Source organism: Pseudomonas sp. NFACC45 (assembly GCF_900113505.1).
Classification (GTDB): domain Bacteria; phylum Pseudomonadota; class Gammaproteobacteria; order Pseudomonadales; family Pseudomonadaceae; genus Aquipseudomonas; species Aquipseudomonas tehranensis.
The window spans coordinates 1-11865 of record NZ_FOPO01000007.1; the positions used below are offsets into that span (position 1 = coordinate 1).

Consider the following 11865-nt stretch of genomic DNA (forward strand, 5'->3'; position numbering starts at 1 on the left):
GATCGCAGCCTTCGGCAGCTCCTTGTATATCGACTATCGCCCTGTCAGGAGCGATAGTTCTCGACTGATCATCGAGGGAGGGACTTGGAAGCCGTGCAGCTCCTTAGGCTTTTTGCCTGTGACGTAGATTGTGCTCCAGCCCTCCACACTCACTCATACAGTTCGAACGGTATCTTGGGCCCGCCTCAGGCTAGAGCTCGCATTCGCAAGGTTGGACAGAGTGAAGTGATGATCGCAAAAGGGACCAAGTGGAGAGACGATCATGTCAGGTTTCGTTGGCGTCGACATCGCAAAGAACACCTTTGATATTGCTACACATTTGCCCAATGGCAAGCACAAAACCAAGGCCAAGCTGGGCAACGATCCGAAGGGTTTCAAAGAGTTTGAGACCTGGCTGGACAAACACGTCGAGCGTTCGGCCCTGATCGTGATGGAAGCCACCAGCGTCTACCACCTGGAGCTTGCCGAGTTCGTCTACAACAAGGGTTTCCGGGTCTGCGTAGTGAACCCGGCCACGACCAAAGCGTACGCGGACAGTGAACTGCGCCGAATCAAGACCGATAAAAGCGACGCCAAGCTGATCGCTGACTTCGCCCGAGAAAAAGATCAGAAGCTTCAGCCCTGGGCGCCTGAGCCACTGAAATATCGCCAGTTGAAAGCGATGGTGCGCCGTTTGGATGACCTTCAGGAAATGGAGCAAATGGAGCGTAATCGTCTGGATGTGTCTGACGAAAAGGTCAAAGACTCGATCAACTCCGTTCTGCGCCATATCGAAAAAGAGATCGTAGAAACGCATAAGGCGATCAAAAAGCACATTGATGACGACCCGGACATGCGCCAGATGCGGGATCTGATCGTGACCATCGACGGCATCGGACAGAAAACGCTTGAGCGATTGCTGGCCGAGCTGGGTGACTTGCGCAAGTACAGCGATCCTCGCCAACTTGTCGCCGCTGCTGGGCTGAACCCCAAGTTGCAGGAATCAGGGAAGCTCAAGGGCCACACCCTAATTTCGAGAATCGGCTCAGCACGGCTGCGTGCAGGCCTTTACATGCCTGGCATGGTGGCGCTGAAACACAATAACGCGATCATGGCGATGAAAGAACGCTTGGAGGCCAACGGCAAGGCCCCCAAGCAGATCATCTGCGCAGCGATGCGCAAACTGCTGCACTTCGTTTACGGAGTGCTCAAGTCAGGTCTGCCATATGACCCAAAACTTGCGCTTGCCCGGTGAGATTTAAGACGGTATCTACAGGGGCGCATTTTCTGTAGGAGCTGCCGAAGGCTGCGATCTTTTCAAACAAGAAAAATTATTCAGGCTTCTGGTAGCTATCGATCACTTCCTGCGCCGCCCTGAATGCATCGATTGCCGCCGGCACCCCGGCATACACCGCGCAATGCAGCAATGCCTCGCGAATCTCTTCTACCGTGCAGCCATTGTTCAAGGCCCCGCGCACGTGGCCTTTCAATTCCTGCGGGCATTTGAGGGCGGTGAGGGCGGCGAGGGTGATCAGGCTGCGGGTTTTGAGCGGCAGGCCTTCTCGGCTCCAGACGCTGCCCCAGGCGTGTTCGTTGACGAAATCCTGCAACGGCTGGGTGAATTCGGTGGCGTTGCCCAGGGCACGGTCGACGAACGCGTCGCCCATCACCTGGCGACGCATGTCCAGGCCGGTCTTTGGAGTGTCGGTCATGGCAAATCCCTCTTGTGGTGTTGACGGCGCCAGGCGCGCAAGGAGGTGAACAGCAAAAACGCGAGCAAGGCCGGCAGCACATAGAACAGCATCAGGCGTTCCAGTTGCCCGGCCAGGGGCATGCCGGTGGTGAACGAGACCACATGCAGCCCATAGGCCAGGTACAAGCCCAAAAACAGCAGGCCTTCGGCGCGGGTGACGCGGTAGCCGGAATAAAACACCGGCAGGCACAGCACCGCCACGCCGAGCATCACTGGCAGGTCGAAATCCAGAGCATTGGGGGACACCGAGAGCGGCGAGGGCGCGGCGAGGGCTGTCACGCCCAGCACGCCCAGCAGGTTGAACAGGTTGCTGCCGATCACGTTGCCCACGGCAATGTCTCGCTGGCCCCGCAGGGCGGCGATCAGCGAGGTGGCGAGTTCCGGCAGCGAGGTGCTGACGGCGACGATGGTCAGGCCGATGATGCGTTCCGACAGCCCCAGGTCCGTCGCCACTTCCACCGCCGCGCCCAACAGCAAGTGCCCGGCGAAAATCAGCATCGCCAGGCCCACGACCATCATCGACAGGCTCTTGGGCCATGACACTTGTGCCACGTCCACGCCCATCCCGTGCGGTCGTCCCGAATGCCGCGACTGGCGCAGCAACAGGCCCAGGTACGCCGCCAGGGCCATCAACAGCAGCACGCCGTCCAGTTGCGTCAGTTCCTCGTTCCAGGCCAGTACGAACACCAGCAGGCTGGCGCCGATCATCAGCGGGATGTCCAGGCGCACCAGTTGACGCGAGACGCGCAGCGGAATGATCAGGGCCGACAATCCGAGAGTGACGAGGATGTTGAAGATGCTGCTGCCGATCACGCTGCCCACGGCGATGTCGGCGTTCTGCGCCAGAGTGGCTTGCAGGCTGACGGCCATTTGCGGGGCGCTGCTGCCAAAGGCGACCACGCTCAAGCCGATGATCAGCGGTCGCACCTGCAGACGCGCCGCCAGGCCCACGGCGGCGCGCACCAGCAGCTCGGCACCGACGATCAGCAACAGCAGGCCACCGAACAGTTCGATCAGGCTCAGCAGCGGGATGGCATTGAGTAGGGAAATGACCGGGCTCCGTCTATCAATCGTCGAGGGCTTGCACGCGCACCCGTGCGGTGCCGCTGCGCAACATGCCCAGTTGTTCGGCCGCAGCGCGGGATACATCGATCAGGCGGCCACGAGTGTAGGGGCCACGGTCGTTGATGCGGACCACGACACTGTCGTTGTTTTTCAGGTTGGTGACTTTCACCCGCGTGCCGAACGGCAGCTGGCGATGGGCGGCGGTCAGGCCATGCTGGTTGAAGCGCTCGCCGCTGGCGGTGCGCTTGCCATGGTGCCTGGCACCGTAATAAGAGGCGACACCGGTCTGGTCATAGCCGTGTGGATCGACCGTCCCACTCTGGCTGGCACAACCGGCCAGCAGGGACAGGGCGCAGGCGCCGAGAAGACGCTTCATGGAAAGGATTCCGAAAACAAAATGTTGGAGCAAACCCTGTGGGAGCAAAGCTTGCTCGCGACGAACGATAACGCGGTCCACTGACAGATCCAGGCGTCTTCATCGCGAGCAAGCTTTGCTCCCACAGGCTCGCTCCCACAGGGAATTGAGCCAGACAGCAAGACTGGCCCCATGGTCATCAGCCCTCGAGCTTGCTTTTAAGCAGTTCGTTGACCTGCTGCGGGTTGGCCTTGCCCTTGGAGGCTTTCATGGCCTGGCCGACGAAGAAACCGAACATCTTGCCGCGCTTGGCTTCGTCTGCCGCGCGGTATTGCTCGACTTGCTCGGCGTTGGCCGCGAGCATTTCATCGAGTACGGCGCTGATCGCACCGCTGTCGGTGACTTGCTTCAAACCGCGCTTCTCGATGATCTCATCGGCGCTGCCTTCACCATTGGCCATGGCTTCGAAGACCATTTTGGCGATCTTGCCGGAAATGGTGTTGTCCTTGATCCGCAACAGCATGCCGCCCAGTTGCTCGGCCGACACCGGCGACTGGTCGATCTCCAGGCCCTGCTTGTTCAGCAGACTGCCCAACTCGACCATCACCCAGTTGGCCGCCAGCTTGGCGTCGCCGCCGATGCTCACGACTTTTTCGAAGTAATCGGCCTGTTCGCGGCTGGTGGCCAGGACGTTGGCGTCATAGCTCGACAGCCCGAACTGCGCCTGGAAGCGCTCGCGTTTCTGGGGTGGCAGTTCCGGCAAGGTGGCACGCACGTCATTGAGGAACGAGTCCTCGATCACCACCGGCAGCAGGTCCGGGTCGGGGAAGTAACGGTAGTCGTTGGCTTCCTCTTTACTGCGCATCGGACGGGTCTCGTCCTTGTTCGGGTCGTACAGTCGGGTCTGCTGGATGACCTTGCCGCCGTCCTCGATCAGTTCGATCTGGCGCTGGATCTCGCTGTTGATCGCCTTCTCGATGAAACGGAACGAGTTGACGTTCTTGATCTCGCAGCGGGTGCCGAATTCAACCTGGCCCTTGGGTCGGATCGACACGTTGCAGTCGCAACGCAGCGAGCCTTCGGCCATGTTGCCGTCGCAAATGCCCAGGTAGCGCACCAGCGCGTGGATCGCCTTGACGTAGGCCACGGCTTCCTTGGCGCTGCGCATGTCCGGTTCGGAGACGATTTCCAGCAACGGCGTGCCGGCACGGTTCAGGTCGATGCCGGTGGCGCCGTTGAATTCTTCGTGCAGGCTCTTGCCGGCGTCTTCTTCCAGGTGCGCACGGGTGATGCCGACGCGCTTGACCGTGCCGTCTTCCAGGGCGATGTCCAGGTGGCCCTTGCCGACAATCGGCAACTCCATCTGGCTGATCTGGTAGCCCTTGGGCAGGTCCGGGTAGAAGTAGTTCTTGCGGGCGAATACGTTGTGCTGGCCAATCTCGGCGTCAATCGCCAGGCCGAACATCACCGCCATGCGCACGGCTTCGGCGTTGAGTACCGGCAGCACGCCGGGCATGCCCAGGTCGACCAGGCTGGCCTGGGTGTTGGGTTCGGAACCGAAGATGGTGGAACTACCGGAAAAGATTTTCGACCGGGTGGTGAGCTGGGTATGAATCTCCAGCCCGATCACGACTTCCCATTGCATGTGTTTCTCCTCAGAAGCCGGTTGGGGTGCGGGTGTGCCAGTCAGTGTTCAACTGATACTGGTGAGCCACATTGAGCAGGCGACCTTCCTGGAAATACGGCGCGAGTAGCTGCACGCCTACCGGCAGGCCGTCGACGAAACCGGCTGGCATGGACAGGCCCGGCAGGCCAGCGAGGTTGGCGGTGATGGTGTAGACGTCTTCCAGGTACTCAGCGACCGGGTCGCTGCTCTTGGCGCCGAGTTTCCAGGCCGGGTTCGGCGTGGTCGGGCCAAGGATGATGTCGACCTCGTTGAAGGCGGCCATGAAGTCGTTCTTCACCAGACGACGGATTTTCTGCGCCTTGAGGTAGTAGGCATCGTAGTAGCCGGCGGACAGTGCGTAGGCACCGACCATGATCCGACGCTGCACTTCGGCGCCGAAGCCTTCGCCACGGGAACGCTTGTACAGGTCCATCAGGTTGTCCGGGTTTTCGCAGCGATAGCCGAAGCGCACGCCGTCGAAACGCGACAGGTTCGAGGACGCTTCCGCCGGGGCGATCACGTAGTACGCCGGAATCGCGTGCTGCATGTTCGGCAGGCTGATTGGCTTGATCACCGCGCCGAGCTTCTCCAGCGCCTTGATGCTGTTGTGGGTCAGTTCGGCGATGCGCGGGTCCAGGCCGGCGCTGAAATATTCCTTCGGCACACCGATGCGCAGGCCCTGCAACGAGCCGTTGAGGCTGGCGCTGTAGTCCGGCACGGGCTCATCGATGCTGGTGGAGTCGTTTGGATCGAAGCCGGCCATGCCTTGCAGCAGGATCGCGCAGTCTTCGGCGGTGCGGGCCAGCGGGCCGCCCTGATCGAGGCTGGAGGCGTAGGCGATCATGCCCCAGCGCGAGACGCGGCCATAGGTCGGCTTGAGGCCCGTGAGGTTGGTGAATGCCGCCGGCTGGCGAATCGAACCGCCGGTGTCGGTGGCGGTGGCGGCCGGCAACAGGCGCGCGGCCACGGCGGCGGCGGAACCACCGGACGAACCACCCGGTACGTGTTCCAGGTTCCACGGGTTTTTCACGGCGCCGTAGTAGCTCGACTCGTTGGCCGAACCCATGGCGAATTCGTCCATGTTGGTCTTGCCCAGGGTCACGGCGCCGGCGGCGGCCAGTTTGGCGACCACGGTGGCGTCATACGGAGCCTTGAAGTTGTCGAGCATCTTCGAGCCGCAACTGGTGCGGATGCCTTGGGTGCAGAACAGATCCTTGTGGGCAATCGGAGCGCCGAGCAGGGCGCCGCTCTCACCGTTGGCGCGACGGGCGTCGGCGGCCTTGGCCTGGCTCAGGGCCAGTTCTTCGGTGAGGCTGATGAAGCTGTTGAGCTGCGGGTCGAGCTGGACGATGCGCGCCAGCAGGGTCTGGGTCAGCTCTTCGGAAGAAAACTTTTTATCGGCGAGTCCGCGGGCGATCTCGGCCAGGGTCATGTGATGCATGAGAGGCTCTTTCCCTTTAGTCGATGACTTTCGGAACCAGGTACAGGCCGTTTTCGACCGCTGGTGCGATGGACTGGTAGGCCTCGCGGTGATTGGACTCGGTCACGACGTCGGCGCGCAGGCGCTGGCTGGCTTCCAGTGGGTGGGCCAGGGGTTCGATGCCGTCGGTGTTGACCGCCTGCATCTCGTCGACCAGCCCCAGAATGCTGTTCAGGGCAGAAGTAATGTGTGGAAGATCGGCTTCATCGAGGCCCAGACAGGCCAGATGAGCGATTTTTTCCACGTCGGAGCGTTCAAGCGCCATGGGATTCTCCAGTGGAAAACAAAACGGACGCAATCTGTCCGTGTGTTAGATTGTCGGAACACTACCGCATTTCTACGGTCCAGTGCCCTGTATCACAGATACTGTTCCTTTTTGACGGCGTCTATTGCCGTCATGCTGCGTTGCCGCTTCTCGCCATAGCGGGCTATGACTCGTCGCGGCGCCTTGCCTGACGACAATAGACACTCGTCAAAAAAGGAACGTATCTGCGAAACAGGGCACTGGCCGCGATTGTGGGGTTTGGTGCACATAAAAGCGGCCAATTTAACATATTGGCGCCTTGCCCAAAATCCCTGTCGTTGTTAGAGTTTGCCGCACTTTTTTACCCACGCGTTGCCTAGGGTCCCTTTCCCATGTTCAAGAAACTGCGTGGCATGTTTTCCAGCGATCTTTCCATTGACCTGGGCACTGCCAACACCCTTATTTACGTGCGCGAGCGCGGTATCGTCCTGAATGAACCCTCGGTCGTGGCCATCCGCACCCACGGTAACCAGAAAAGTGTCGTGGCTGTCGGTACCGAAGCCAAGCGCATGCTGGGCCGTACTCCGGGCAACATTGCAGCCATTCGCCCCATGAAGGACGGCGTGATCGCCGACTTCAGCGTCTGCGAAAAGATGCTGCAGTACTTCATCAACAAAGTTCACGAAAACAGTTTCCTGCAGCCCAGCCCTCGTGTGCTGATCTGCGTGCCCTGCAAGTCCACCCAGGTGGAGCGTCGTGCCATCCGTGAGTCGGCCCTTGGCGCCGGTGCCCGTGAAGTGTTCCTGATCGAAGAACCGATGGCCGCTGCCATCGGTGCCGGCCTGCCGGTCGAAGAGGCCCGCGGTTCGATGGTTGTCGACATCGGTGGTGGTACCACTGAAATCGCCTTGATCTCCCTCAACGGTGTGGTCTACGCCGAGTCCGTCCGTGTGGGTGGCGACCGTTTCGACGAAGCGATCATCACCTACGTGCGTCGCAACTACGGCAGCCTGATCGGCGAATCCACCGCCGAGCGTATCAAGCAGGAAATCGGCACGGCCTATCCGGGCGGCGAAGTGCGTGAAGTCGACGTCCGCGGCCGTAACCTGGCTGAAGGCGTTCCACGTGCATTCACCCTCAACTCCAACGAAGTGCTCGAAGCGCTGCAAGAGTCGCTGGCGACCATCGTGCAGGCGGTCAAGAGTGCTCTGGAGCAGTCGCCGCCGGAACTGGCGTCGGACATCGCCGAGCGCGGCCTGGTGCTGACCGGTGGTGGCGCGCTGCTGCGTGACCTCGACAAGCTGCTGGCCCAGGAAACCGGCTTGCCGGTGATCGTTGCCGAAGACCCGCTGACTTGCGTTGCCCGCGGCGGTGGCCGTGCATTGGAAATGATGGACAAGCACACCATGGATCTGCTCTCCAGCGAATAAGCCCGCCTGGATGGTCTATGTTGTTCGCTCCCCGGGCAGCACTTTGCAGTGCTGCCCGTTGACGTTTATCTTCTGTCATTCGTATCCAGGCCGGTTTGATGCCGTATGAATAAAGAAAACATTTGCCTGGGAGGAGCGGCCTATTAAACCGCTTTTCGCCAAAGGCCCCTCATTGGGTGTGCGCCTGCTGGTGCTGACCGTGCTGTCGGTCGCGCTGATGGTGGTCGATGCCCGTTTCACGCTGCTCAAGCCAGTGCGCAGCCAGATGTCGCTGGTATTGATGGAATCCTACTGGATCACCGATTTGCCGCAGCGCTTGTGGCAGGGTGTGGCCAGCCAATTCGGCAGCCGGACCGAGTTGGTGGCCGAAAACGAAAAACTCAAGACCGAGAACCTGCTGTTGCAGGGACGCATGCAGAAGCTGGCGGCCCTCACCGAGCAGAACGTGCGGCTGCGCGAGTTGCTCAATTCCTCGGCGCTGGTCAACGAGAAGGTCGAAGTGGCCGAGTTGATCGGTATGGACCCCAACCCCTTTACCCATCGCATCATCATCAACAAGGGTGAGCGCGACGGTGTTGTCCTCGGCCAGCCGGTACTCGATGCCCGCGGCCTGATGGGGCAGGTGGTGGAGTTGATGCCCTATACCTCTCGCGTGCTGTTGCTGACCGATACCACCCATAGCATTCCCGTGCAGGTCAACCGCAACGGCTTGCGGGCGATTGCCAGCGGCACCGGTAATCCGGAGCGCCTGGAGCTGCGGCATGTCGCAGACACCGCCGACATCAAGGAAGGCGACCTGCTGGTCAGCTCCGGTCTCGGTCAGCGATTCCCGGCCGGGTATCCGGTGGCGACGGTCAAGGAGGTCATACACGACTCCGGTCAGCCGTTCGCCATCGTGCGTGCGGTGCCAACGGCTGCGCTGAATCGCAGCCGATACCTGCTGCTGGTATTCAGCGACAACCGCACCCCGGAAGAGCGCGCCAACGACGCCGCCGTGGCCCAGGAGGCCGAGGACCGGCAGAACGGCGAGTCGACCGCGACCCCGGTTGCCCCGGCGACAGCCCCGGGCACAACACCGGCACCTGCCCCGGCTGCAACGACCCCGGCTCCAACGCCAGCGACCGCTCCGGCTGCGACGCCGGCCACCCAAGCGCCGGCGACTCAACCCGCAAGGCCCGCGGCCAAACCGCCTGTCTCCACGCCGGCCGCCGCGCCAGCCACCAGGGGAGCACGAGAATAATGAGCAGTACACATTCCGGTAACGGCTGGATGGTCTGGCTGACGTTCGCCATCGGCCTGTTGCTCAGCGTTTCGCCGCTGCCACAATTCATGGAAATCCTGCGCCCGCTGTGGCTGGCGCTGCTGCTGGCATTCTGGGCGCTGGCGCTGCCGCACAAGGTCGGCATGGTCACCGCCTGGTGCCTGGGGCTGGCCGAGGACGTGCTTTATGGCACGTTGCTGGGGCAGAACGCGCTGATCCTGACGCTGATCACGTTCCTGGTGCTATCGCTGCAACAACGGCTACGGATGTTCCCCATGTGGCAGCAGTGCCTGGTGATCCTGGTGATTTTTGGCCTGGCGCAGTTGGTGCAACTGTGGCTCAGCGCGCTGACCGGCAATCGCCAGCCGACCCTGGCGCTGGTGCTGCCGGCGCTGGTCAGTGCCTTGCTCTGGCCGTGGGTCAGCTTCGGTTTGCGTGGCTTGCGCCTGCGTTTCAAAATCAACTGATTCGGTCAGGCATTGGCCCGCACCTTGAGAGGGAGATGTCCTGATGAAACCGCTGTACCTCGCCTCAGGCTCGCCGCGTCGGCGTGAGTTGCTCGCACAGATTGGCGTGTCATTCACCGCCGTCAATGCGGACATCGATGAAACTCCCCTGGATGACGAAACCCCTTCGGCCTATGTCGAACGCCTGGCGCGCGGCAAGGCCGAGGCCGGGCGATGTGTTTTGGCCGCAGGCGTGGACGGCTGCGTGCTGGGCGCCGACACCGCCGTGGTGCTGGACGGGCGGATTCTGGGCAAGCCGCTGGATCAGGCCGACGCCATGGCGATGCTTTTGAGCCTGTCCGGTCGTGACCATGAGGTGCTGACCGCCATTGCCGTGCTGGACGCACAACGTTGTGAATCCCGTGTGGTCCGCAGCCGGGTGAGCTTTCGCACCATCACCGAGCAGCAAGCGCTAGCCTATTGGAACAGCGGTGAGCCCCGGGACAAGGCCGGCGGCTATGGTATTCAGGGCTGGGGGGCGGTATTTGTCGCCGGGCTTGAAGGCAGCTATTCAGCCGTGGTCGGCTTGCCGCTGTGCGAAACCTCGGAGCTGTTGGGCCATTTCGGCATACCCTGTTGGCAAACCCTGAGCGCGCGCTGAGCGCCGTCTGACTTGATGCGGCCATTATCGTGAACACGCCTGAACGAGACCCTGCCATGAGTGAAGAGATCCTGATCAACATCACGCCGATGGAATCGCGCGTGGCGGTGGTTGAAAACGGTGTTCTGCAAGAAGTTCACGTCGAGCGCACGCAAAAACGTGGCATCGTCGGCAATATCTATAAAGGCAAGGTGGTGCGGGTGTTGCCGGGCATGCAGGCGGCGTTCGTCGACATTGGCCTGGATCGCGCGGCATTCATTCATGCCTCGGAAATATCCATGCGTGAAGGCCCGGCCGTGGAGAGCATCAGTGCCCTGGTTCATGAAGGCCAGAGCCTGGTGGTCCAGGTCACCAAGGACCCCATCGGTTCCAAGGGCGCGCGCCTGACCACGCAGTTGTCGATTCCGTCGCGCTACCTGGTGTACATGCCGCGTACCGCCCACGTTGGCATTTCCCTGAAGATCGAAGACGAAGCCGAGCGCGAGCGCCTCAAGCAGGTGGTCAGCGATTGCGTGGAGAAAGAGGGCATCAAGGAAGCGGGAGGTTTCATCCTGCGCACCGCCGCCGAAGGGGCCGGGGCCGATGAAATTCTCATGGACATCCGCTACTTGCGCAGGCTCTGGGACCAGATCGCCGATCAGATCAAGACCATCGCCACCCCCAGCGTGATCTACGAAGACCTCGGTCTGGCGTTGCGGACCCTGCGGGACCTGGTCAGCCCCAAGATCGAGAAAATCCGCATCGACTCCCGGGAAACCTTCCAGAAAACCACCCAGTTTGTCGCGGAACTGATGCCGGAGATTGCTGATCGTCTCGAGCATTACCCCGGCGAGCGGCCGATTTTCGACCTGTACGGCGTCGAAGACGAAATCCAGAAGGCCCTGGAGCGCAAGGTGCCGCTCAAGTCCGGCGGCTATCTGGTGGTGGACCCGGCCGAGGCCATGAGCACCATTGACGTCAACACCGGGGCGTTCGTCGGCCATCGCAACCTCGAAGAAACCATCTTCAAGACCAACCTGGAAGCGGCCACCGCCATCGCTCGTCAACTGCGCCTGCGCAACCTGGGCGGAATCATCATCATCGACTTCATCGACATGGAGCATGAAGAGCACCAGCGCCAGGTGCTGCGGACCCTGGAAAAACAACTTGAGCGCGACCACGCCAAGACCAACATCATCGGTATCACCGAGCTAGGCCTGGTGCAGATGACCCGCAAGCGCACTCGCGAGAGCCTTGAGCAAGTTCTGTGCGAACCGTGCAGCAGTTGCCAGGGCCGGGGCAAGCTCAAGACCCCGGAAACCGTGTGTTACGAAATCTTCCGGGAAATCCTCCGGGAGGCACGCGCTTACCAGGCCACAGGTTATAGAGTGTTGGCGAACCAGAAAGTGGTGGATCGCCTGCTCGATGAAGAGTCAGGAAACGTTGCGGAACTGGAGGCCTTTATCGGTCGTACGATTCGCTTTCAGGTGGAAACCATGTATTCCCAGGAACAATACGACGTGGTGCTGCTCTGAAGTGGCTTCAT

12 protein-coding genes are annotated in these 11865 nt (G+C 61.2%); 6 read left to right on the top strand and 6 right to left on the bottom strand.

Annotated elements, in window-relative coordinates:
* The first annotated feature begins 262 nt into the window (after positions 1 to 262).
* Complete coding sequence (locus BM132_RS14110; RefSeq protein ID WP_092453883.1) at positions 263 to 1234, top strand: IS110 family RNA-guided transposase; 972 nt, start codon at positions 263 to 265, stop codon at positions 1232 to 1234.
* A gap of 76 nt (positions 1235 to 1310) precedes the next feature.
* On the opposite strand, the gene BM132_RS14115 is transcribed toward BM132_RS14110, so the two are convergent.
* The 6 genes from BM132_RS14115 to gatC form a co-directional block, all read right to left on the bottom strand.
* Positions 1311 to 1691: a carboxymuconolactone decarboxylase family protein gene (locus BM132_RS14115; RefSeq protein WP_003177973.1), complete on the bottom strand. Its 381-nt coding sequence runs from the start codon at positions 1689 to 1691 to the stop codon at positions 1311 to 1313.
* Complete coding sequence (locus tag BM132_RS14120) at positions 1688 to 2749, bottom strand: calcium/sodium antiporter (RefSeq protein WP_092456523.1); 1062 nt, start codon at positions 2747 to 2749, stop codon at positions 1688 to 1690. Before BM132_RS14120 ends, BM132_RS14115 begins: the two co-directional genes overlap by 4 nt.
* Positions 2750 to 2798: 49 nt before the next feature.
* The gene (locus BM132_RS14125) at positions 2799 to 3173 is read right to left on the bottom strand and encodes a septal ring lytic transglycosylase RlpA family protein (protein ID WP_092456058.1); all 375 of its coding nucleotides are present in this window, start codon (positions 3171 to 3173) and stop codon (positions 2799 to 2801) included.
* A 178-nt stretch (positions 3174 to 3351) separates the two neighbouring features.
* Entirely contained in the window at positions 3352 to 4797 is a 1446-nt protein-coding gene (gene gatB / locus BM132_RS14130) for an Asp-tRNA(Asn)/Glu-tRNA(Gln) amidotransferase subunit GatB (protein ID WP_092456062.1), read from the bottom strand.
* 10 nt (positions 4798 to 4807) lie between these two features.
* Positions 4808 to 6259, bottom strand: a complete 1452-nt coding sequence (gene gatA, locus BM132_RS14135) for an Asp-tRNA(Asn)/Glu-tRNA(Gln) amidotransferase subunit GatA (protein WP_092456065.1) — start codon at positions 6257 to 6259, stop codon at positions 4808 to 4810.
* Between the two features lie 16 nt (positions 6260 to 6275).
* Entirely contained in the window at positions 6276 to 6563 is a 288-nt protein-coding gene (gene gatC, locus BM132_RS14140; protein ID WP_047228681.1) for an Asp-tRNA(Asn)/Glu-tRNA(Gln) amidotransferase subunit GatC, read from the bottom strand.
* Between the two features lie 371 nt (positions 6564 to 6934).
* Between gatC and mreB the strand changes: the two genes are divergently transcribed.
* The 5 genes from mreB to rng all read left to right on the top strand — a co-directional run bounded on the left by mreB (position 6935) and on the right by rng (position 11854).
* On the top strand, positions 6935 to 7972 hold the full coding sequence (mreB, locus tag BM132_RS14145) for a rod shape-determining protein MreB (protein WP_002555108.1): 1038 nt from the start codon (positions 6935 to 6937) through the stop codon (positions 7970 to 7972).
* A 142-nt stretch (positions 7973 to 8114) separates the two neighbouring features.
* Positions 8115 to 9212: a rod shape-determining protein MreC gene (gene mreC / locus BM132_RS14150; RefSeq protein WP_092394130.1), complete on the top strand. Its 1098-nt coding sequence runs from the start codon at positions 8115 to 8117 to the stop codon at positions 9210 to 9212.
* On the top strand, positions 9212 to 9700 hold the full coding sequence (mreD, locus tag BM132_RS14155) for a rod shape-determining protein MreD (RefSeq protein WP_047228679.1): 489 nt from the start codon (positions 9212 to 9214) through the stop codon (positions 9698 to 9700). The genes mreC and mreD overlap by 1 nt, the downstream gene beginning before the upstream one ends.
* A gap of 43 nt (positions 9701 to 9743) precedes the next feature.
* Positions 9744 to 10340, top strand: a complete 597-nt coding sequence (locus BM132_RS14160) for a Maf family protein (RefSeq protein WP_092456068.1) — start codon at positions 9744 to 9746, stop codon at positions 10338 to 10340.
* A gap of 56 nt (positions 10341 to 10396) precedes the next feature.
* Entirely contained in the window at positions 10397 to 11854 is a 1458-nt protein-coding gene (gene rng, locus BM132_RS14165) for a ribonuclease G (RefSeq protein ID WP_047228677.1), read from the top strand.
* Positions 11855 to 11865 lie beyond the last annotated feature (11 nt).

Excerpts from the sequence above, each read along its gene's own strand:
- gatC (WP_047228681.1), bottom strand. The coding sequence starts at position 6,563 with ATGGCGCTTGAACGCTCCGACGTGGAAAAAATCGCTCATCTGGCCTGT.
- mreD (WP_047228679.1), top strand. The coding sequence starts at position 9,212 with ATGAGCAGTACACATTCCGGTAACGGCTGGATGGTCTGGCTGACGTTC.
- BM132_RS14125 (WP_092456058.1), bottom strand. The coding sequence starts at position 3,173 with ATGAAGCGTCTTCTCGGCGCCTGCGCCCTGTCCCTGCTGGCCGGTTGT.
- mreB (WP_002555108.1), top strand. The coding sequence starts at position 6,935 with ATGTTCAAGAAACTGCGTGGCATGTTTTCCAGCGATCTTTCCATTGAC.
- gatA (WP_092456065.1), bottom strand. The coding sequence starts at position 6,259 with ATGCATCACATGACCCTGGCCGAGATCGCCCGCGGACTCGCCGATAAA.
- BM132_RS14115 (WP_003177973.1), bottom strand. The coding sequence starts at position 1,691 with ATGACCGACACTCCAAAGACCGGCCTGGACATGCGTCGCCAGGTGATG.
- BM132_RS14110 (WP_092453883.1), top strand. The coding sequence starts at position 263 with ATGTCAGGTTTCGTTGGCGTCGACATCGCAAAGAACACCTTTGATATT.
- gatB (WP_092456062.1), bottom strand. The coding sequence starts at position 4,797 with ATGCAATGGGAAGTCGTGATCGGGCTGGAGATTCATACCCAGCTCACC.
- rng (WP_047228677.1), top strand. The coding sequence starts at position 10,397 with ATGAGTGAAGAGATCCTGATCAACATCACGCCGATGGAATCGCGCGTG.
- BM132_RS14160 (WP_092456068.1), top strand. The coding sequence starts at position 9,744 with ATGAAACCGCTGTACCTCGCCTCAGGCTCGCCGCGTCGGCGTGAGTTG.